The sequence below is a fragment of the Allobosea sp. GW821-FHT12C12 genome (genome assembly GCF_058807355.1).
In genome coordinates, this window is the sequence record NZ_JBXAQP010000001.1 from 375932 (window position 1) to 396184 (window position 20253).

Here is a 20253-nt window from a genome sequence, read left to right on the forward strand (position 1 = left end):
CGATGACGAAATCGAACCGCGTCTTCGGGTAGGGCTCCGGCGCGAGGGTGAAGCCACAATTCGCGCGCATAGCCGCGAAAGCCCCGCGCCATCATGGCGTCCGCGCGGCAGGATGCGGTTCCTGCGCGCCTCCCGGCGCAGGCATGCTGTCATCGCGCCATCATGGCCCGCCTCGGTGGTGAAAGGCGAGCGTCGCAATGAAGTCGGGGGCTTGTTCACGCGGCCATCTCCGCTAAAGCTCAGACGATGTCGTTGTTTGCGATCTATGCCCGCGTGCTCGGCGAGCTCGGCCCCGAAAAACGGCTGGGGCTGATCCTGGCGCTCGCCAACATCCTGCTCGCCGCCGCCGCCTTCGCCGAGCCGATGCTGTTCGGCGCGCTGATCGACAGGCTGTCGAGCGTGCAGGGTTCCGGCCGGACGCTCGCCTGGAGCGATCTCAACGCCCTGATCCTGGCCTGGGTCGGCTTCGGCCTGTTCACCATCGCGGCCTCGGTCTTCGTCTCGCTGCATTCCGACCGCCTCGCCCATCGCCGGCGGCTGGCGGTGATGGCGAACTATTTCGAGCACGCGCTGACCCTGCCGCTCGCCTATCACACGCAGACCCATTCCGGCCGCGTGCTCAAGGTGATGCTCGACGGCACCAGCGGCATGTGGGCGCTCTGGCTCTCCTTCTTCCGCGAGCATTGCGCCAGCCTCGTCGCGCTCTTCGTCCTGCTGCCCTTCACGCTGTGGAAGAACTGGCAGCTCGGCCTGCTGCTGATCTCGCTCGTCATGCTGTTCGGCCTGCTGACGGCCTATGTGCTGCGCAAGACCGACAGGCTCCAGAGCAATGTCGAGGCCTATCACTCCAACCTCGCCGAACGCGCCTCCGACGCGCTCGGCAACGTCCCGGTGATCCAGAGCTTCACCCGCATCGAGGCCGAGGTGCGCGGCCTGCGCTCGACCATCGCCAGCCTGCTCGAGGCGCAATTGCCGGTCCTGTCGTGGTGGGCGATCGCCACCGTCGCGACCCGCGCCTCGGCGACGCTGACGGTGCTCTCGATCTTCGTCGTCGGCGCGTGGCTCCTGATGCAGGGCCTGACCACGGTGGGCGAGATCGTCACCTTCATGGGCTTCGCCACCATGCTGGTCGGGCGGCTGGAGCAGATCGTCGCCTTCGTGAACTTCATCTTCATGCAGGCCCCGAAGATGCGCGAGTTCTTCGAGGTGCTCGACACGCTGCCGGCCGTGCGCGACGTCGCCAGCGCACCCGACGCCGGCCGGCTGACCGGCGCGGTCGCGTTCCAGGACGTCTCCTTCTCCTATGACGGCAAGCGCGCCGCCGTGAAGGACGTCACCTTCTCGGTCAATCCCGGCGAGACCATCGCCATCGTCGGCTCGACCGGCTCCGGAAAGTCGACGACGCTCGGCCTGCTGCACCGCGCCTTCGATCCGCAATCGGGCGCGATCACGGTCGACGGCGTCGACATCCGCGAGATCTCGCTGCTCTCGCTGCGCCGGAACATCGGCGTCGTCTTCCAGGAGCCGATGCTGTTCGCCCGCTCGATCCGGGAGAACCTGACCGTCGGCAAGCCGGACGCAACCGACGCCGAGATGATGGCCGCCCTCGACCGCGCCCAGGCGACCGAGGTGATGGCGCGCCAGCCCGACGGGCTCGACACGCTCGTCGGCGAGCGCGGCCGCACCCTCTCGGGCGGCGAGCGCCAGCGCCTCTCGATCGCCCGCGCCCTGCTCAAGAACCCGCCGATCCTGATCCTCGACGAGGCGACCTCGGCGCTCGACGCCGCGACCGAGGTCAAGCTCCAGAAGGCGCTCGACGAGGTGATGAAGGACCGCACCACCTTCGTCATCGCCCACCGGCTGGCGACGATCCGCAACGCCGACCGCATCCTCGTCTTCGAGCAGGGCGAGGTCATCGAGATGGGCGCCTTCGATGAACTCGTCGCCAAGGGCGGCCGCTTCGAGGCGCTGGCCCGCGCGCAATATCTCGTGACCGACAAGCCGGCGGCGGCTTTGCCCGACGACGTCGCGAGCCCGCTGGCGCGGAAGCTCAAGGTCGACTGACCGGGCCGGGCGGGACCGGGCGCACGTGGCTCCAGACGTTAACCTCGCAGGTAATCGACCTGCCGCCGCAGGCTCTGCATGGTCCCCGACACCGGCCGACCCGGCCGATCGGGAGACCTGCCATGACCGCCTACGCCGTCTGCCAGCTCGAGGACGTCCGGATCGGGCCCGACATCCTCGCCTATCTCCAGGCCATCGACGCCACGCTCGAGCCCCATGGCGGCCGCTTCCTCGTTCATGGCGCGACGCCCGAGATCGTCGAGGGCGACTGGCCCGGCGACCTTGTCGTCGTCTCGTTCCCGAGCATGACCGATGCCCGTGCCTGGTATCGCTCGCCGGGCTATCAGGCGATCGCGGGATTGCGGACCGGCAATGCGCGCTGCCGCGCCATGCTGGTGGAGGGCGTCGCGTCGAATTATCGCGCCGCCGATGTCATCGCGAAGCTCGCCGGCGGTTGAATTTTCGCCGGCCGGCGGCGTATGGATGAAGGGCCTGTCGCCGTAGCGGCCTGCCCCGCCATCGCCGAAGGAGTCCGCCGCGTGACCATGATGCCTGCCCGCCTGGCCTGCGCCTGGGCCTCCGTCCTGGCCTTCCAGTTCTTCGGGGACAGCCTTCTGGGCATGCTCGGCGCGCCGTTGCCGTCCGCGTTCGTCTTCGGCTGGCTGCTCGCCGTCATCATCTGGTCGGCCTTCGGCGTGGTGCACGAGGCCGAGGAGCTGGCGCACCGGCTCGGCGAGCCCTATGGCACGCTGATCCTCACCCTCTCGATCGTGATCATCGAGGTCGCGCTGATCGCGGCGGTGATGCTCGGCGCCAAGGGCGCGCCGACGCTCGGGCGCGACACCATGTTCGCGGTGCTGATGATCGTGCTCAACGGCGTCGTCGGCATCGGCCTGCTGATCGGCGGCCTGCGCCATTTCTCGCAGCGCTACAATCTGAAGGGCGCGGGCTCCTATCTCTCGGTGATCATCCCGCTCACCGTGATCCCGCTGATCCTGCCGAACTTCACCACATCGACCCCGGACGGCACTTTGACCAGCGGACAGGCGATCGCCTTCTCGCTGTTCACCATCGCGCTTTACGGCGCCTTCCTGATCCTGCAGACGGGCCGGCACAGCGCCTTCTTCCAGGAGCCCGAGGCCGAAAAGGACATCACCGGCGTCGGCGGCCCGGCCCATGCCGGCACCGACCGATCGACCGCCACGCATGTCGTGCTGCTGCTCGCCAACATCCTGCCGATCGTGATCCTGGCCAAGAGCCTGGCGACCGTGCTCGATTTCGGCATCGCCCGGCTCGGCGCGCCCGTCGCCCTCGGCGGCATCCTGATCGCGATGGTGGTGTTCACGCCGGAATGCATCGCGGCCTTGCGCGCGATCACCGCCAACCAGCTCCAGCGCGCGATCAACCTCTGCCTCGGCGCCGCCGCCTCGACGCTCGGGCTGACCGTGCCCGCCGTGCTGACGATCGGCCTGATCACCGGCCAGGCGGTGACGCTCGGCCTCTCGGCGACCAACATGGTCATCCTGGCGATGACGCTCCTGCTCTCGACGCTGACCTTCACCGGCACGCGCACGACGATGCTGGAAGGCGCGGTCCACCTCTCGGTGTTCTTCGTCTTCCTGGTGCTGGTGTTCAGCCCGTAACGACACGGGCCGAACCCGGCTCAGCTGCGGTTGTAGATGTCCTCGTAGCGGACGATGTCGTCCTCGCCGAGATAGGAGCCGGACTGGACCTCGATGATCTCGAGCGGGATCTTGCCGGGGTTGACGAGGCGATGCACGCAGCCGAGCGGCAGGTAGATCGACTCGTTCTCGCGCAGCATGATCTCGTCCTTGTCGCGCGTGACGAGCGCCGTGCCCTGCACCACGACCCAGTGCTCGGCGCGGTGATGGTGGCTCTGCAGCGAGAGCTTCTGGCCGGGATCGACCAGGATGCGCTTGACCTGGAAGCGCGTGCCGAGATCGAGCGTCTGGTAGTAGCCCCAGGGCCGGTAGACCCTGAGCGAGGACACCACGCTGCGGTGGTTGCGCGCCTTCAGCGCCTCGAACGCCTTCTTGACCTGTTCGGCCTTGTCGCGATTGGCGACCATGACCGCGTCGTCCTCGACGATGACGACGGCGTCCTCCATGCCGACCAGCACGGTCAGCGGGCCATTGGTCTGGACATAGCAGTTCCTCGAGTCGAGCAGCTCGACCTCGCCGCTCCTGGCGTTGCCCTGCGCGTCCTGCGGCGAGGCCTCCCAGACGCTCGACCAGTTGCCGACGTCAGACCAGCCGAAGGAGGCCGGCACCACGACGGCGAGCTTGGTCTTCTCCATCAGCGCGTAGTCGATCGACTTCTTCGGCGCGAGCGCGAAAGCCTCGCCGTCCAGCCGCAGGAAGCCGATATCGCCGTCCGCCTGCGCGACCGCCGCTTTGGCGGCGTCGACCATGGTCGGCTCGAAGCGGGCGAGCTCGGCCAGGAAGGCGTCGGCGCGGAACAGGAACATGCCGCTGTTCCAGAGATAGCCGTCGCGGATGTAGCGGGCGGCGGTCTCGGCGTCTGGCTTCTCGACGAAGCGCTCGACGCCGTGGACGCCCTCGTGCAGCGCCGCGCCCGGATGGATGTAGCCGAAGCCGGTCGCCGGCTGGTCCGGGATCATGCCGAAGGTGACGATCCGGCCCTCGGTCGCCGCGCCCGCGCCGCGGAGCGCCGCCTGCTGGAAGCTCGAGGTGTCCGTCACGAGATGGTCGGAGGGCAGCACCATCATCGTCGTGCCGGGATGGCGCTGCTCGACGAAGGCGGCCGCGGCCGCGATGGCGGGGCCGGAATCGCGCCGCATCGGCTCCAGCAGGATGTCGCCCTTGATCCCGAGCGCCAGAAGCTGGCTCTGCACCAGGAAGCGGAAATCCTCATGCGTGATGATCACCGGGGCCGCGAAATTCTCCCCCGACAGGCGCGACAGCGTCTTCTGGAACATCGACTGCTCGCCGAGCAGCGCGATGAACTGCTTGGGAAAGGATTCGCGCGAGGCCGGCCAGAGCCGCGAGCCCGCGCCGCCGCAGACGATGACGGGAATGATCGGAGCAGGCTGCGTCATGGCTGAAGGTCTCACAGGACAGAACGTAAGGGGTCGCAGGCTACAACCCGACCTCACGGATGGAATTGGCGGTCGCTTGGAATGCTGACGATTGACCCGACTGTCAATGGCGCATTGAACGAGCGGAAATTGCAGTCCCGCGAGCTGCGCCTGGCCGGCTGCATTGATCTCTTGCGGATCGGCGGACCAAGCCGTTCCAGATTTCCTTACGGAATCTTCTCCAGATCCTTCAGCCAGGCGGCCGGCGAGGAATCGCTCGGGGCGCGCCAGTCGCCACGCGGCGAGAGCGAGCCGCCGGACGAAACCTTCGGCCCGTTCGGCACGGCAGAGCGCTTGAACTGGCTGGTCTCGAAAAAGCGCTTCACGAAGACGGTGAGCCAGCGCTTGATCGTCGCCAGATCATAGGCGAGCTGCTTTCCGGCCTCGATGTTCGGCGGCCAGCCGCCGCGGCTCGCATCGCCCCAGGCGTGATGCGACAGGAACGCGACCTTGCTCGGCCGGAAGCCGAAGCGGGTGATGTAGAACAGGTTGAAGTCCTGCAAGGCGTAAGGGCCGACGAAATCCTCGGTCTTCTGGCTCGGCCCGTCCTCGCCATCGGCGCCGACTTGGCCCGGCACCAGCTCCGGCGAGATCTCGGTCGCCAGGATGTTGAGCATCGCGGCCGAGGCCTCAGCGCCGAAGCGCTCGGACTGCGCCACCCAGCGGATCAGGTGCTGGATCAGCGTCTTCGAAACCGAACCGTTGACGTTGTAATGCGACATGTGGTCGCCGACGCCATAGGTGCACCAGCCCAGCGCCAGTTCGGACAGGTCACCCGTGCCGAGCACGAGGGCGTTGTTGAAATTGGCGAGGCGGAACAGCACCGAGGTACGCGCGCCGGCCTGCACGTTCTCGAAGGTGATGTCGTAGACCGGCTCGCCCTTGGCGAAGGGGTGGCCGATATCGACCAGCATCTGCCGGCAGGCCGGCGTCATGTCGATTTCCTGCGCCGTGACGCCGAGCGCCTCCATCAGCCGCCAGGCATTGGCCTTTGTGCCCTTGCTGGTGGCGAAGGAGGGCAGCGTGTAGGCGAGGATGTTCTTGCGCGGCAGCCCGAGCGCATCGAAGGTGTGCGCCGCCACGACCAGAGCCTGCGTCGAATCGAGCCCGCCCGAGACGCCGATGACGATCTTCTGGACGCGGGCGCTCTCCATGCGCTTGCGCAGGCCATGCGACTGGATGTTGTAGGCCTCGAAGCATAGTTCGTTCAGCTTGGCGTCGTCGTTCGGCACGAAAGGGAAGCGCTCGACCGCGCGCTCCAGCCCGAGATCGGCCTCGAAGTCAGGCTTCGCCTCGAACGACACCGTGCGGAAGGCCAGCCTGTCGCGCAGGATATCGGCATTGTCGCCGAAGGTGTTCTGGCGGATGCGGTCCATCACCAGCCGCTCGAGATCGATATCGGCGACGATGAGCTGCGGCTCGGCCGCGAAGCGCTCGGCCTCGGCGAGCAGCGCGCCGCTCTCGTAGATCATCGCCTGCCCGTCCCAGGCGAGGTCGGTGGTCGATTCGCCCGGGCCCGCCGCCGAATAGGCGTAGGCCGCGATGCAGCGGCCGGAATGGGCCTTGCAGAGCGCGTGCCGCCAGTCGGACTTGCCGATGGTGACGTTCGACGCCGACAGGTTGAGCAGCACGGTCGCGCCCGCCAGAGCCGCGAAGGACGACGGCGGCGCCGGCGTCCAGACGTCCTCGCAGATCTCCAGATGGATCGCGAAATCGGCGATGTCGGAGGCCTTCAGGATCAGGTCGGAGCCGAACGGCGCGGTCTGCCCGCACAGCGCAATCTCGGTGACGCCGGCGCGGTCGCCGGAGGCGAAGTGCCGCTCCTCGTAGAACTCGCGGTAGTTCGGCAGGTAGGTCTTCGGCGTCACCGCCAGGATGCGGCCGCGTAGGATCGCGACGGCGCAGTTGAACAGCCGACCGTCGACCCGCAGCGGCGCGCCGACGATCGCCATGGTCTGGAGCGATCGGCTCTCCTCGACCAGCGTGGCGAGCGCGCTCAGCGCCGCGTCGAGCAGCGCGTTCTGCTGCAGCAGGTCGTCGATCGCATAGGCGCTGATGCCGAGCTCGGGAAACAGCGCGAGCGAGGCGCCGCGCGCATCGGCGGCGCGCAGCATCGTCAGCGTCTCGACGACGTTGAAGGCCGGGTCGGCCACCTTCAGCCGCGGCGCGGCGCAGGCGATCCGGACGAGTCCATGCGTGTGGATGTTGTGGAAGCTCATCGGATATCCAGTCGGCGGCGGCGAAAGTTCAGGGCCGGTAAGGTCTTATCGCGCGCCGAGATGCGGCCGGGCAAGGCCCCAGAGCGCCACATGGGCCATGACGGCAATGCTGCCGTCGCGTAGCGCGGCGTCGATCTCGGCGACATCCATCAGCCGCAATTCCATCCGTTCCAGATCGCCCGACCGCGCCTGCCCGACCGGCCTGCAGCCTTCCATCAGGTAGAAATGCGCCTGCCCGCAGCCCTGATTGCCCGAGACCGTGCTGGAACCGAGCGCCGTGACGGAGGCGGCCTCGTAGCCGGTCTCCTCCATCAGCTCGCGCCGCATCGCCTCGGCCGGGTCCTCGTCGCGGAACTCGCCGGCCGGAAAGGTCAGCCCATGGCGCCGCGAGCCGTGCTTGTACTGCCAGAGCGTGAGCACCTTGCCATCCCCGGTGACCGCGCAGGCGATCGAGAAGTCCGCGAGCTTGACCTGATAGTAGTCGCGCACCTCGACGCCGCTGTCGGTGACGACGTGCTGGCGCGTCACCTCGACGAAGGGTTTCGCCGAGAAGACGGTCTCTTCCTTGAGGATGGTCCACATGGTCGCGGAGCTTCTCGGTTGGCCCTTTTCGGGCGCAGGCAGGAAAATGGGCCGGATACGCCGACAGAGGTCACTTCGGCGGCGTGTGTATCCGGATGTATTCGAAGATGACCGAGCGAACGCGGCCGTTGTACCCGCCCTTCGCGATCACGTCGAAGCCGACGCCGAGATCGCGGAAAGCCTTTTTCGCCGCCTCTCCCTGTTCGGGCGTTTCGTAGAGAAAGACGATCTCGCGGCGATAGCCGGCCTTGAGCTGCGCGATCGCGGTATCGTTGAGGACAGGCAGCGCCGGGTAGGCGTGGTTCTGGTGCAGCGACTGATAGCCCGAGAGATAGGTCGCCTGCAGCGAGACGGTGAAGTTCGAATTCGTCTGCCAGAATATGACGGGCCGTCCAAACGGATGGATGCCGGGCGCCGGCGCGTTCGCCTCGACGAAATCGATCAGCGCTTTCTGGGCCCTGACGATGTCGCGCGCGACACGAGCCATGTCGAAGGAATAGATCGAGCTGTAGATGCTCCCGCCCGAGGCGTTGAACAGGGGAACGCCGACCACCATCAGCCCGGCCAGCGCCACGACCGCGACGCGGGCGCGAAAAGCCGGCACGATCAGGACGAGACCGCAGGCGAGCGCCAGGAGCGCCATGGCCTTGGCGAACCAGCGTCCGGGATAGGTCACGGACGCCGCGAGGCCGGGCGCGAGCGAGAAGGCGAGATGGATCGCCAGCGTGACGCCGGCGACGACGACCAGCGCCGGCGTAACCAGGTCGCGGTCGTCGCTGCGCTGCAGGCCCGAGGCCGTGAAACCGAGAGCCAGTACCGTCGGCACGATCAGATAGGAGAAATAGAACGGCCAGCGCAGCATCTGGTTGCCCATCGACTCGCTGGTCACATAGGCAAAGGCCGCAACCAGCAGCGCGGCCGCGAGACCCATGTTCCATTCGGACGGATCGCTTCTCCGCGGGTCGTCGTAGGCCGCCCTGATCTGCAGCGGCGCGGCCCAGAGCCGGTATACGAAACAGCCGATGAGCACGATCAGCGGATAGACGACATGGACCTGGCCTTCCCTGGTCAGGCGCATCACGTCGGGCTGCGGATTGGCCAGCAGGCCGCCGCCATGGCTGCGGGCGACCGCCACCGAGAACATGTCGGCGTCGAAGCTGCCGCCGACCAGCGCGATCTTCGTCCAGGCGATCATTGTCTTCCAGGGCGTGCCCCAGCCGACCTTCAGCACGGCGACCCAGGCGAACCAGAGCAGCACCTGAACAATGAGGAAGACCGCCACCGCGACAAGCCCGGCCACGAGCAGGCGCCGCCATGTATCGGGAGCGAGACGAACCGCGAAGACGCCCGCGAACATCAGCGCCCCGTAGCTGACCATATAGGCGTTGGCGTTGGCGATCAGCCCGAGCGTCGCCCCGGCCGCGGCCGCCAGTCCAGGCGAGCGGAAATCGCTGCGAGCCAGCAGGAACAGCAGCGCCAGCATCACGAACATCAGCGCGATGACGGTGCTGTCGAGATAGGTCGTCGCCATCGTCCGCAGCATCCAGGGCGACAGGCAGACCGCGAGGCAGAAGGCGCCGCGCGCGATCGTCGACAGATGCGGTCGCAGGATGATCCAGAGCGACCCGCTGATCGCGACGAGGTAGATGGCGATCAGCCCCTTGTGCATCAGCGTGCCGCCGAACAGCTTGCTGGCCAGCCAGAGCATCGCCAGATGGGTCGAGCGATAGCTGAAGTAGAACGGCCCGTAGCGGTTGATCAGCGCGCCGAAATTGGTCGAATAGGCCTTGTATATATAGGCGTCGATCCCGCCTTCGCTGTCGTAAGGGTTCGGAACCAGGAAGGCTGCGGCGCAGACGATCGCCGCGACCGCCAGGAAGCAGAGCGCCTCGAAGCCTCTCTGGTCTCGCGGCTCGGCATGATCGGTGGCCCATATGCTGGACATGGTCTTGGCCTGTTCTGGAAGGATGTCGATCACGCCGTGCCGCGACGTCTTCGGCGCTCGCGGCCGTGAGTCGCTAGGCCGCCTTGGCGAGACCGATGGCGAAGGTATAGGGGACGCGCGAGATGTCCTCGCGCAAATGGATCGTCACGTCCTCGAAGACATGGCCGAGCAGGCTGCGATAGGCCGGCTCGGTGCGGACGAACTCGCCCCTGTCGGAGCGCAGCAGCCAGGCCGCCAGCGCGTTCTGGCCCTCCCGGAAGCAGCCGTCGAGCGTGAACAGCAGCCCGCTCTCGCCCAGCGCCTTGCGGATCGTTGCGAACACCGCCAGCGCCGTCGCATCGTCGAGATGATGCACGACGCCGTTCATCATAACGACGTCGGCCGGCCCGAATTCGGCCGCGGCGGCATCGTCGAAGATGCGGCGATGGAACGTGCCGAGATGCCCGAAATTCTCGCGCGCATAGGCGATATAGGCCTCGTCGATGTCGAAGCCGATATAGTCGACGCCCTTGGGCAGGTGCTGCGCCAGGAAGCCGGGCCCGCAGCCGACATCGATGATGCGCGCGCCGGGCCTGATCGCGACATAGTCCCGGATCGCCTTCAGCCGCGCGCCGAAGAAGCCGCCCGCCTCCTGGAACGTCTGGTACAGTCGCGGCGAGGCGAGGACATCCTTGAGGCTCATTTCGGGGCGGCTCCATGCCTGTCGGCGCTGGCGTCGCCCTTAGCGGTGTTGGCAGGCGTTTGGAAGACCCATAGGGTCAAAAGCACGTAGGTCGAGAGCGGGATGACCAGCAACGTCGCGGCGATGCCGAAGATGAAATGCAGGCCGAACCATTGCACGACGGCGAGCGTGATCAGGTAAGACACGCCGATATTGACGCCGTGGACGACGCAGAAGCGCAGCACCTCCGGCAGGATGCTGTTCTGCGAGGCGAAGGTGAAGCGGCGCTGCCCGGCGAAATTGACGAAGATCGAGACGATATAGGCGTAGACCGAGGCGAGCTTCGGCTCGATACCCGCGTAGACGATCAGCGTCGCGCAGGCCAGCGCGTAGACCGAGCCGCTGATCGCGGCCACCAGCCCGAACCGCAGCAGCCGAGCGACCGAGGCGCGCGACGGCGTGAACCGCGCCGCGGCGCTCATGCCTTGCCGAGCGTGTAGTACTGCGCCCCGAGCGGCAGGACCGACAGCGCCGCATCGACCTTGCGCGCCAGCGGCGCGTCGGCCGGGACGGCGAGGATGTAGCGGCTGAAGGCGTCCCGGAAACCGGCCTGCGCCAGCAGACCCTCCGATTGGCCGGCCCGCAGCAGGATCGCGTCCTTGTCGAACTCGCAGCGATTGACCACGAGCAGCGTCAGCGGATTGAGCGGATTGTGCTCGAAGATCACCATCATCCCGCCGGGCTTCAGCACGCGCTTGATCTCGGCCATCAATTTCGGCCGGTCGGCCAGCGGGACGTGGTGGAAGACGCAGATCGCGAAGGCCACGTCGAAGCTCGCATCGGGAAACGGCAGGCTGGTGCCGTCGAAGCTCTCATAGGCGACGCCCGGATGATTGCGCCGCGCCTCGTCGATGCAGGCGGTCGAGACGTCGACGCCCGAGAGCGCGGAGAAGCGCGGTCCGAGCAGGGCGTGGTAGTTGCCGATGCCGCAACCGACATCGAGCACGCTCGCCTGCCCGGCCGCCACCGCGCCGTGCCGCGCGATCAGGCGCAGGAGCTCGTCCGCCTTGGCGCGGGTGAAGAAGTCGACCTTCAGCCCGGAAAAGCCGATCGCCTCGTTGACCTTGTCGCTATAGGTCCGGTTGTAGGCGTCGAATTCCGCCGGCGGGGCGGCCTCCTTGCGCTCGCTCATGCAGCGCCTCCCCAGGTCTTCCAGGGCGGCGCGCCCGAGGCCCAGAGATCGTCGAGCTCGCGCTTGTCGCGCAATGTGTCCATCGGCTTCCAGAAGCCGGAATGCTGGTAGGCGGCGAGTTGCCCGTCGGCCGCCAGCCGCTCCAGTGGCCCGCGCTCGAAGATCGTGTCGTCGCCGGCGATATAGTCGATCACGCCCGGCTCCAGCACGAAGAAACCGCCATTGATCCAGCCCATCTCCTCGTCGGGCTTCTCGTGGAAACGCATCACCTGCTTGCCCTCGCCGAGGCTCAGGATGCCGAAGCGGCCGGGCGAGCGCACGGCGGTGACGGTGGCGAGCCTGCCATGGCTGCGGTGAAAGGCGAGCACGGCGGCGATGTCGACATCGCTGACGCCGTCGCCATAGGTCATGCAGAAGGTCTCGTCGCCGAGGATCGGCGCGACGCGCTTCAGCCGCCCGCCGGTCAGCGTCGGCACGCCGGTGTCGATGACGCGCACGCGCCAGTTCTCGGCCCTGGAGTTGATGTAGCGCACCTCGCCGGTGGCGATGTCGACGTCGACATCGCTGGTCTCGAGGAAGTAGTTGACGAAATAGCGCTTGATCATCGCGCCCTTGTAGCCGGCGCAGACGACGAAGTCGGACAGGCCGTGATGGGCGTACATGTTCATGATGTGCCAGAGGATCGGCTTGCCGCCGATCTCGACCAGGGGCTTGGGCCGCACATCGGTCTCTTCCGAGAGGCGCGTGCCGAGGCCGCCCGCGAGCAATACCACCTTCATGAGCGTCGATCCTGGCCGGGCAAAGCGTCTTGGGTCGAATCCCGGTTTGCGTCGAGCGGCTCGATCCGCCGGTCGACGATCACCAATGGCGCGCTTCGCACATTGTCGTAGATGCGCCCGACATACTCGCCGATCAGGCCGATGAACAGGGAGTTCATGCCGATCGAGGCGAGCACGATCAGAACCAGCGTGGTGAAGCCCGGCGTCTCGTAGTCGACAAAGAAATAGGCGACGAAATAGAGGAAGGCGCTGATGAAGGAGAGCACCGAGATCGCGATGCCGAACAGGGTGATGTAGTGCAGCGGCTTGGTCGACTGGCTGCAGATGCCGTCCACCGCCAGCAGCACGAGCTTGGAGACGTTGAACTTGCTCTTGCCTGCGATGCGCGCGGCGCGGTCGTAGGGGATGCCGATCTGCGCGAAGCCGATCGACGAGATCAGCCCGCGCACATAGGGCGACCGGTCCTGATAGGTCCTGAGCTGCTCGATGATGGTGCGGTCGATCAGGCGGAAATCGCCGGCGTCGACCGGCACATCGACCTCGCTCAGCACCCGGATCAGCCGGTAGAACGCCTGCCGCGCGCCGTTGATGACGAAATTTTCCTGGCGGCGGCGGCGGATGCCGTAGACCACCTTGTAGCCTTCCTCCCATTTGGCGAGGAACTCGGCGATCAGCTCGGGCGGGTCCTGCAGATCGGCGTCGACCTGCACCGCGACGTCGCCGCGCGCATGCAGCAGATTGGTCAGGACCGAGCGCTGGAAGCCGAAATTGCGCGAGAAGCTCAGCGCCCGGATGCGGCCGTCGGCCCGCGCCGCCTCGGCCAGCAGCGCGAAGGTGTCGTCGGTCGAGGCGTTGTCGGTGAACAGGAACTCGAAGTCGTAGGCCGGATTGGCCTGCGCGAGCTCGTTCAGCCGGGCGAGCAGGCGCGGGATGTTCTCGGCCTCGTTGAGCACGGGCACGCAGATCGAGACGAGGCGACGCCGGATCGGAAGATCGCCGGAGGCCGCGATATCGGGAATGGGAGAAAGGCTCGTCATGAATGCTCCGCCTGCAAGTGGCGCAGCGATAGCGCGATCCCGTCCTCGAGGCCATGGCGCGGACGCCAGCCGCAGAACGCCGTCAGCCGGGCCGGATCGCCGCTGAAGAACAGGCTCTCGCCCGGACGCATCGCCAGCGCGCCGAACAGGAGCAGCGCCTCGGGCTTGCCGAGCTGGCGGGCGACCGTCTCGCAGAAGGAGCGCACCGACGCTGGGCGACCCGAGGCGAGATTGAAGACGTGCCGGCCGCCCTGGCGGAACAGCGCCTCGGCGGTCGCGACCAGCGCCTCGACGGCGTCGTCGATCAGCAGGAAATCGCGCAGCTGGGTCGCCGGGCTCAGCGGCACCGGCCGGTCCCGCAGGAGGTCGCTGGTGAGCGAGGGCAGCAGCCGGTGCGGGTTCTCGCCCGGACCGTAGACGTTGAACATCCTGACCAGCGCCAGCGGCACGCCCGCATCCTCGGCCGCCGCGAGCGCGGCGACGCCGCCTCTGGCCTTGCTTGCGCCATAGGGCGCGGAGCGTTCGAGCGCCCGCTCCTCGCCGACCGGCGCGGCGACGCCGGAAAAATCGTATTCAGAGCCGCTGCCGAGCAGGACGAAGGCGCGCGCGCCGAGCACGCCGGCCTGGCGCACCAGCCGTTGCGGCGCCTGCGCGTTGATCTCCTCCAGCAGGGCGGGGTCGCGGTCGCTCGGCGTCACGCCATAGGCGGCGAGATGGAATACGGCGTCGAAACGCCGGCCAGCCAGCGCGCCATCGAGGCTCGCATCGGAGAAATCCGGGATAAGGATCAGCTCCGCGCCCTCGGGCAGCTCGGCCGAACGCTGCAGCAGCGTCACCTTCACGCCGAGCGCCTTGAGCCGCGCCACGAGACGCCGGCCGACGAAGCCGGTCCCGCCGGTGACGAGCGCCGTGCCGAAGGCGAGGTCTGCACTCAAGGACGGGCGCATTTCTGACTCAGGCGCCCGTGCGGCGCGCGTCGAACGCCGCGATCTGCCTCAGCGAGACCTCGCGCATCGGCTCGCCCGCATGGCTGGCGCGATACCACTCCGCGCTCCATTCCAGCGTCTCTTTCGTCGAGAGCCTCGGCCGCCAGTCGAGCCGCGCCAGCGCCTTGGAGATGTCGAGCCGCAGCAACTGCGTCTCCTTCAAGGGCTCACCCTGGATCTCGATCGGGTGCCCAGGCTTGCCCATCGTCGCGAGGAACTGCCGCGCCAGCGCCAGCACGGGCGCGTCGTCATGGCCCCGCGGCCCGAAATTCCAGGCCTCCGCGAAGTCGAAACCGGATTCGCTCAGCCTCGCGCCGAGTTCGAGATAGCCCTCGCACAGCTCCAGCACATGCTGCCAGGGCCTCACGGCCGCCGGATTGCGCAGCACGATCGGACGGCCCGACGCGATCGAGCGCACGACATCGGGCACGATCCGGTCGTCGGACCAGTCGCCCCCGCCGAGCACGTTGCCGCCGCGCGCGGTCGCGACCGCGATCGCCGGGTCCTTGCGGAAGACGTTGTCGCGATAGACCGCCGTGACCAGCTCGGCGCAGGCCTTGCTGGCGCTGTAGGGGTCGGCCCCGCCGAGCGTATCCGTCTCGCGATAGGGCCAGGGCCATTCCCGGCTCTGATAGACCTTGTCGGTGGTGACGCTGACGAAGGCCTCGACCGAGCCGCTGCTCCGGCAGGCCTCGAGCACATGGGCGGTGCCCATGACATTGGTCGAGAAGGTCTCGAGCGGATCGGCGTAGGAGCGCCGGACCAGCGGCTGCGCGGCGAGGTGGAAGACGATCTCGGGCTGGGCCCCCTTGACGATGGCGGCCACGCGCGCGGCGTCCCGGATATCGACCAGATGGGACTCGACGAGCCCGGCGACGTCGATCGCCTCGAACAGGTTCGGCTGGGACGTCGGCGGCAGGGCGATGCCGGTGACCTCAGCCCCGAGCCGATTCAGCCACAAGGCGAGCCAGGAGCCCTTGAAACCCGTATGCCCGGTCAGGACGACGCGCCTGCCCCGGTAGATCGCAGCGAAATCCATCTGAAACGCATCGCCTCCGGCGCGCCCGCGCCAACACATCCCGCCGGAAACGCCGTTCGATCCAGGCTCGCTACCGGGACCGCGTCACGGCCTGTCCAGGTCCGCGAGGCCGGCTCGCGTCCCATCGGTCGTCCGCGCGCGGCTTCCCATACAAGCAGGCTCCCGCAAGGTCCAGAGGCAGGGGCTCGCGGCAGATGCCGGTATCGCGGCTGACCCGCGGCCGGTTCGACTTTCGCGAGATCGGATATTGACGCCTGCCGTCAAAACCTCTTCTTGCGACGGCAAGGAGCCTTTCGATGAATCTGTTGAAACGCGTCGTGGGTTGGCCGGGGAAACTCAGGGCCGTGGTCGGCCTGCCGGCGAGGCTGGACCGGCTGGAGGCAAGGCTTCTCACCCGCTCCGATGAGCTGGAAAACCGGGCGACCAGCGCCTGCGAGGCGCGCGGCCGCGACCTTGCGGCGCAGACGAAAGCGGCGATCGACTCAGCCTTCGTCAATGCGAGGGATAATGCGGCCGGCTTCAGCTATGGCGGCCGGACACCCGACCCGACCTCGACGCACATGCTGTCGCTGGCGGAAGCGAAATGGGCGCTGCGAACCTTTCCGGTCCGGCGCATGAGCGCCGACGAGCCGGCCCAGAAGCTCCGCGAACGCGCCGTGCTCGCCATCGCCGTCGCCAAGGAGGACGACGTCCTTATCGCCACGACCTTTGGCGCGCTGTTGCGCGTGCGTCCGCAGACCGATGTCGTAACGAGCCGGGCGCTGCTGACCGATTCCGTCTATGAGGAGAGCACCTCGGAACTGATCGCTCATCTTCTTGCGCCTGGAGACGTCTTTCTCGACATCGGCGCCAATGTCGGCGTTCATAGCGTCAGGGCGGCCTTGGCCGTCGGGCGCGGCGGTCGTGTCGTCTCCTTCGAGCCGAACCCGCGCGTCAGGGCACAACTCATCGAGCATTTCGGGCTCAACGGCGTCGACAATGCCGAGATCGTGCCGCATGCGGTCGGCGCGGACGCCGGCAGCTTCAAGCTGATCGTCAGCTCGCGTCACGCAGGCTCGGGCTCGATCATGCCGCATGAGCAGCTCACGCCCCAGTTCCTCAGGGATTTCCACCACGGCAACTCTCACAGCGTCAACGAGTGGAAGCTGCTGTTGCCCGGCGAAGCCGACATAGCGGCGTCGACGGTCGACGAGGCGGAAGTCTACGACATCGAGGTGCGCCCGCTGCAGGAGCTGATCGGCGACGCCTACAGGGACAGGATCGCGCTGCTGAAGATCGACGTCGAGGGCAAGGAGGCCGACGTGCTGGCCTCCGCCGATTTCCTGACGCGCGCGGCGGTCAGGCCCTGCTTCATCGTCGAATACGAGGAGCGCCCTTATGTCGGTGGCCGACGCCAGGACATCTACGGCTATTTCGACGAGCGCGATTACGGCGTCTTCCTCATGAGCTACGATGTCGGCTCGAAGTCGATGACCTTCGCCCGCCTGTCGCAGGCCAGGATCGCTTCCGATTTCGAGAACATCGTCGCGATTCCCAAAGAGAAGATCGAGATCCTGACGAAGGGCTGCATGGTGCTCGATTACGCGCACTGAGCCCCCCTCCTTCTGGCGCTCGACGATTCCGACACGCGGCACGATCAGGTAGAATGGCCGGACACTGGCTCCGCAGGCGCATGGACGCCCACTTCAAGCTGCGCCTGCGCGCCTGGCTGCGCCATGTCTGGCAGAAGCTCGCGACGCTGACGATTGGCGCGGCCTTCGTGACGCCGTTCGGCAGGCGCCTGCGCGCGGCGCTGGCGGGCGAGCCGGCGCACGTCCCGGACGTCCGGGTCGCGATCGTCGCGCATGTCTATTATCTCGACCTCGTCGACGAAATCCTGGACTGCCGGACGGCGCTGCCGGGCGAGCCGCCGCTCTTCTTCACCGTGCCGAAGGACCGCGTCGAGGCGGCGCAGGTCCGCATGGCCGGCGTGCCCGGCGTCACCATCATCCCTTGCGAGAACCGCGGCCGCGACATCGCGCCCTTCCTGAGCCTGCTCGGCGCCGGCCTGCTCGATCCCTTCGACGCCGTGCTCAAACTGCACACCAAGCGCAGCCCGCATCTGCTCGACGGCAATATCAGGCGCAAGCTGCTCTTCCAGATGCTCTGCGGCGAGCGCAACGCCACGGCCCGCGCGCTGACCGCGTTCGAGAGCCCGGAAACCGGCATGGTCGGCTGGGCCGATTGCTGGCGCGCCGCGCCCTCCTACTGGATGCGGAACGAAGAGCGCGTGCGCGAGATCGGCGCGCGCATGAATGCCGGCGATGCGATCCGGCTCGGCTTCTTCGAGGGCTCGATGTTCTGGTTCAGGCCGAAGGCGCTCGCCGCCCTGCGCGCGCTTGCGCTGACGCCGGGCGATTTCGAGGCCGAGGCGGGCCAGACCGACGGCACGTTGCATCACGCCGTCGAGCGCTGCTTCACCATCGCCGCCTGGACGCGCGGCTTCGTCGTGCGCGACCTGAAGGGCCGGCTACTCGGGTAGGCGCGCGGGCCCGAGCCGGCCGGTGAGCCCGTCGCGGAAGGCGCGCGCAACGAGCGCGAGCATCGCGAGCGGCGCACCGCCGCGCAGCACGAGGAGCGCGGCCTGCGCCAGCAGGCGAAGCGCGATCCCGATCTTCCGGGCCGGCGGAAAATGCGCCAGCCGCAGGCCGTGGCTGGCGTTGCGGAGATAGTAATAGGAGCGCAGCCGCGACTGCCTGAGGATCTGCGGCAGGCGTCCGCCCTCCGCCTCGGCATGGCCCCAGCGATGGCTCATCGCGACCCGTTCGGCCAGCACGCAGGCCCGACCGCCGCTCCAGGCCCGCAGGCACCATTCGACATCGATGCCGTCGACGAAATAATCGGCCCGGAACGGTCCCACGACGCGCCAGGCGGCGATCGAGACCAGCGTGCCCGAGGTCGGCAGGAAATCGACCGCCGTCAGCGCATCGCCGCCGGGCCTGCGGTCATAGCGGATCGGCAGAAAGCTCTCTCCGGGCGGCGGCGTCAGCACGGGGCCGATCGCGGCGACCGCGCCGTGAAGCCGTTCGGCCTGCGCCCATTGCCCGAGCAGGGCGGCGGCGAGGCCTGGACCGGGCGTACTGTCCTGGTCGAACAGCAGGATATGGCCGAGGCCCTGCGCCTGCGCCGTCTCGACCACCGCGTTGAGCCCGGAGCCGAGGCCGAGATTGACGGGCGAGCGCAGGATCGTCGCCCGCGCCAGCATCGCCAGCCGCGCCTCCACGGCGGCCTCGACCGGCCCGTTGACGAAGATGACCAGCGGAAGGCCGTCGGCTTCGAGCACCGCCAGCAGCGCATCGAGCAGGGCGGCGTCGGGACGGTAGAGCACGGTCGCGGCCGCGACCCCGGCGGGAGCGTGCGGCATCGCCTCAGACCGTCTGGCGCAGGTCGGAGCGCCGCGCCGCCGAAGGGTCCGCGAGCCGGCGCAGGATGGCGGCGGCGGCCTCGATGTCGGCTTCGGCCCAGCGCGCCCCGGGCACGCGGTCGTAGCCGTGCTGCGGATCGACCACCGGCGCCAGCGTCGAGCCGACGGCATGAAACAGCGGGTGTTCGGCGATGCTCGCGGCGAGACCCCACGCCGTCGCCACCACCGGCAGGCCGAGATGCAGGCATTCGGCGAGGTTGAGCCCGAAGCCCTCGCTGCGATGCAGGCTGAGATAGACATCCGCCGCGGCATAATAGTCCGAGAGGCCGGCTTCCGTCGGCTCCTCGAAGCGCAGCTCGATGCGCGGATCGCCTTCCGCCGCCCGCCGCATCTGCGCCGCGCCCGCCTCGAACACCTCATGGTCGAGGCAGCGCAGGACCAGCCGCGCCCGCGCGTCGTCTTGCGGGAAGGCCAGCCTGAAGGCCGCGATCGCCGCGAGCGGGTTCTTGCGCGCCATGGTCGAGCGCATCGAGAATGACTGCAGCACGACATGCGCGTCGGCCGGCAGGCAAAGCCGCAGCCGCGCCTCCCGCCGCCGCACGGGATCGGGCGGCTCGAATGTGCCGAAGGTGACCTGGTGCTCGCGAACCGAGACCCGTCCCGCCAGATCCGGAAAGCTCTGCGCCAGCGCGTCGCGCACGAAGCGGGACGGAACCCAGACGGCGTCCGCCGCCGCGATCGCGCCGCGCCACGAGGCCGGCGCGATCGAGAGCTCCCAGGCGAAGAAGCCGACGATCGTTCTGGGCAGGCGGGACTGCGCCGCCAGATGCAGCAGGAGCGCGCTGAACTCGGGAGGGTTCATGTTCAGCACGGCGAGATCGAAATCGGCCGGCGCGAACGCCGACAGCGGCGCGATGCCCGCATCCAGCGGCCGCGCCTTCTGCCCGGTCTCGGCGCAGCAGTCGAACATCGCGACCTCGGCGCCTTGAGCCCGCAACTCCTGCGCCAGCAGCAGCGCCGCCTGGCTCAGCCCGATCCGCGCGCCGAACAGGCCCATCACCGCGATGCGCCCTCCCGCGACCACGATCTCGGCGCGGCCCGGCCGCGCCAGCGGCGCGAGGCCGCGCCGCTGGCGGCGCTCGACGAGCCTTCGCTTCCAGCCATCGACGAGATGACGCGTCGATCCCGACAGAAATCGGCCAAGGCCCGTACTCAAGATCGAAGACCT

Annotated in this window: 18 protein-coding genes; 5 read left to right on the forward strand and 13 right to left on the reverse strand. The window is 68.0% G+C overall.

The genetic code is table 11. The annotated features are described in order from the left end of the window. Positions 1-246 precede the first annotated feature (246 nt). From AC1RRW_RS01985 to AC1RRW_RS01995, 3 genes are all read left to right on the forward strand, one after another. Positions 247-2064: a glucan ABC transporter ATP-binding protein/ permease gene (locus tag AC1RRW_RS01985; protein ID WP_492898666.1), complete on the forward strand. Its 1818-nt coding sequence runs from the start codon at positions 247-249 to the stop codon at positions 2062-2064. Between the two features lie 122 nt (positions 2065-2186). Then, a complete protein-coding gene (locus AC1RRW_RS01990; RefSeq protein ID WP_492898668.1) occupies positions 2187-2522 on the forward strand; it encodes a DUF1330 domain-containing protein in 336 nt (111 codons plus the stop codon). An 87-nt stretch (positions 2523-2609) separates the two neighbouring features. After that, positions 2610-3707: a calcium:cation antiporter gene (locus AC1RRW_RS01995; RefSeq protein ID WP_492899031.1), complete on the forward strand. Its 1098-nt coding sequence runs from the start codon at positions 2610-2612 to the stop codon at positions 3705-3707. A 20-nt stretch (positions 3708-3727) separates the two neighbouring features. On the opposite strand, the gene AC1RRW_RS02000 is transcribed toward AC1RRW_RS01995, so the two are convergent. The 11 genes from AC1RRW_RS02000 to rfbG form a co-directional block, all read right to left on the reverse strand. Beyond that, positions 3728-5143 carry a mannose-1-phosphate guanylyltransferase/mannose-6-phosphate isomerase gene (locus AC1RRW_RS02000; RefSeq protein ID WP_492898670.1) on the reverse strand — a complete coding sequence of 472 codons (1416 nt, stop codon included), beginning with the start codon at positions 5141-5143 and terminating at the stop codon, positions 3728-3730. Between the two features lie 206 nt (positions 5144-5349). Further along, a complete protein-coding gene (locus AC1RRW_RS02005; RefSeq protein WP_492898672.1) occupies positions 5350-7401 on the reverse strand; it encodes an NAD(+) synthase in 2052 nt (683 codons plus the stop codon). Between the two features lie 45 nt (positions 7402-7446). Next, positions 7447-7983, reverse strand: a complete 537-nt coding sequence (locus AC1RRW_RS02010; protein WP_492898674.1) for an NUDIX hydrolase — start codon at positions 7981-7983, stop codon at positions 7447-7449. A gap of 70 nt (positions 7984-8053) precedes the next feature. Beyond that, the gene (locus AC1RRW_RS02015) at positions 8054-9928 is read right to left on the reverse strand and encodes a hypothetical protein (protein WP_492898676.1); all 1875 of its coding nucleotides are present in this window, start codon (positions 9926-9928) and stop codon (positions 8054-8056) included. A 73-nt stretch (positions 9929-10001) separates the two neighbouring features. Further along, entirely contained in the window at positions 10002-10610 is a 609-nt protein-coding gene (locus AC1RRW_RS02020) for a class I SAM-dependent methyltransferase (protein ID WP_492898678.1), read from the reverse strand. Next, positions 10607-11071, reverse strand: coding sequence for a GtrA family protein (locus tag AC1RRW_RS02025; protein WP_492898680.1), 465 nt, complete (start codon positions 11069-11071; stop codon positions 10607-10609). The genes AC1RRW_RS02020 and AC1RRW_RS02025 overlap by 4 nt, the downstream gene beginning before the upstream one ends. Continuing rightward, positions 11068-11781 carry a class I SAM-dependent methyltransferase gene (locus AC1RRW_RS02030; protein ID WP_492898682.1) on the reverse strand — a complete coding sequence of 238 codons (714 nt, stop codon included), beginning with the start codon at positions 11779-11781 and terminating at the stop codon, positions 11068-11070. Before AC1RRW_RS02030 ends, AC1RRW_RS02025 begins: the two co-directional genes overlap by 4 nt. Beyond that, entirely contained in the window at positions 11778-12560 is a 783-nt protein-coding gene (rfbF, locus tag AC1RRW_RS02035; RefSeq protein WP_492898684.1) for a glucose-1-phosphate cytidylyltransferase, read from the reverse strand. The genes AC1RRW_RS02030 and rfbF overlap by 4 nt, the downstream gene beginning before the upstream one ends. Next, complete coding sequence (locus AC1RRW_RS02040; RefSeq protein ID WP_492898686.1) at positions 12557-13597, reverse strand: glycosyltransferase family 2 protein; 1041 nt, start codon at positions 13595-13597, stop codon at positions 12557-12559. Before AC1RRW_RS02040 ends, rfbF begins: the two co-directional genes overlap by 4 nt. After that, entirely contained in the window at positions 13594-14532 is a 939-nt protein-coding gene (locus AC1RRW_RS02045; RefSeq protein WP_492898688.1) for an NAD-dependent epimerase/dehydratase family protein, read from the reverse strand. Before AC1RRW_RS02045 ends, AC1RRW_RS02040 begins: the two co-directional genes overlap by 4 nt. 19 nt (positions 14533-14551) lie before the next feature. After that, positions 14552-15622, reverse strand: a complete 1071-nt coding sequence (gene rfbG / locus AC1RRW_RS02050; protein ID WP_492898690.1) for a CDP-glucose 4,6-dehydratase — start codon at positions 15620-15622, stop codon at positions 14552-14554. Between the two features lie 296 nt (positions 15623-15918). On the opposite strand from rfbG, the gene AC1RRW_RS02055 reads away from it, so the two are divergent. Together AC1RRW_RS02055 and AC1RRW_RS02060 are read left to right on the forward strand one after the other, a co-directional pair. Beyond that, complete coding sequence (locus AC1RRW_RS02055; protein WP_492898692.1) at positions 15919-17214, forward strand: FkbM family methyltransferase; 1296 nt, start codon at positions 15919-15921, stop codon at positions 17212-17214. Positions 17215-17294: 80 nt separating this feature from the next. Continuing rightward, the gene (locus AC1RRW_RS02060; RefSeq protein ID WP_492898694.1) at positions 17295-18143 is read left to right on the forward strand and encodes a rhamnan synthesis F family protein; all 849 of its coding nucleotides are present in this window, start codon (positions 17295-17297) and stop codon (positions 18141-18143) included. On the opposite strand, the gene AC1RRW_RS02065 is transcribed toward AC1RRW_RS02060, so the two are convergent. Next, a complete protein-coding gene (locus tag AC1RRW_RS02065; RefSeq protein WP_492898696.1) occupies positions 18132-19025 on the reverse strand; it encodes a glycosyltransferase family protein in 894 nt (297 codons plus the stop codon). The genes AC1RRW_RS02060 and AC1RRW_RS02065 overlap by 12 nt on opposite strands. Positions 19026-19029: 4 nt before the next feature. Next, entirely contained in the window at positions 19030-20241 is a 1212-nt protein-coding gene (locus AC1RRW_RS02070; RefSeq protein WP_492898698.1) for a glycosyltransferase, read from the reverse strand. Positions 20242-20253: the final 12 nt, after the last annotated feature.

What these genes read in the sequence shown, in the direction of transcription:
- AC1RRW_RS02030 (WP_492898682.1), bottom strand. Translation starts at nt 11,781, where the DNA reads ATGAGCGAGCGCAAGGAGGCCGCCCCGCCGGCGGAATTCGACGCCTAC.
- AC1RRW_RS02025 (WP_492898680.1), bottom strand. Translation starts at nt 11,071, where the DNA reads ATGAGCGCCGCGGCGCGGTTCACGCCGTCGCGCGCCTCGGTCGCTCGG.
- AC1RRW_RS02060 (WP_492898694.1), top strand. Translation starts at nt 17,295, where the DNA reads ATGGACGCCCACTTCAAGCTGCGCCTGCGCGCCTGGCTGCGCCATGTC.
- AC1RRW_RS02055 (WP_492898692.1), top strand. Translation starts at nt 15,919, where the DNA reads ATGAATCTGTTGAAACGCGTCGTGGGTTGGCCGGGGAAACTCAGGGCC.
- AC1RRW_RS02005 (WP_492898672.1), bottom strand. Translation starts at nt 7,401, where the DNA reads ATGAGCTTCCACAACATCCACACGCATGGACTCGTCCGGATCGCCTGC.
- AC1RRW_RS01990 (WP_492898668.1), top strand. Translation starts at nt 2,187, where the DNA reads ATGACCGCCTACGCCGTCTGCCAGCTCGAGGACGTCCGGATCGGGCCC.
- AC1RRW_RS02020 (WP_492898678.1), bottom strand. Translation starts at nt 10,610, where the DNA reads ATGAGCCTCAAGGATGTCCTCGCCTCGCCGCGACTGTACCAGACGTTC.
- rfbF (WP_492898684.1), bottom strand. Translation starts at nt 12,560, where the DNA reads ATGAAGGTGGTATTGCTCGCGGGCGGCCTCGGCACGCGCCTCTCGGAA.
- AC1RRW_RS02065 (WP_492898696.1), bottom strand. Translation starts at nt 19,025, where the DNA reads ATGCCGCACGCTCCCGCCGGGGTCGCGGCCGCGACCGTGCTCTACCGT.
- AC1RRW_RS02040 (WP_492898686.1), bottom strand. Translation starts at nt 13,597, where the DNA reads ATGACGAGCCTTTCTCCCATTCCCGATATCGCGGCCTCCGGCGATCTT.
- AC1RRW_RS01985 (WP_492898666.1), top strand. Translation starts at nt 247, where the DNA reads ATGTCGTTGTTTGCGATCTATGCCCGCGTGCTCGGCGAGCTCGGCCCC.
- rfbG (WP_492898690.1), bottom strand. Translation starts at nt 15,622, where the DNA reads ATGGATTTCGCTGCGATCTACCGGGGCAGGCGCGTCGTCCTGACCGGG.
- AC1RRW_RS02010 (WP_492898674.1), bottom strand. Translation starts at nt 7,983, where the DNA reads ATGTGGACCATCCTCAAGGAAGAGACCGTCTTCTCGGCGAAACCCTTC.
- AC1RRW_RS02000 (WP_492898670.1), bottom strand. Translation starts at nt 5,143, where the DNA reads ATGACGCAGCCTGCTCCGATCATTCCCGTCATCGTCTGCGGCGGCGCG.
- AC1RRW_RS01995 (WP_492899031.1), top strand. Translation starts at nt 2,610, where the DNA reads ATGATGCCTGCCCGCCTGGCCTGCGCCTGGGCCTCCGTCCTGGCCTTC.
- AC1RRW_RS02015 (WP_492898676.1), bottom strand. Translation starts at nt 9,928, where the DNA reads ATGTCCAGCATATGGGCCACCGATCATGCCGAGCCGCGAGACCAGAGA.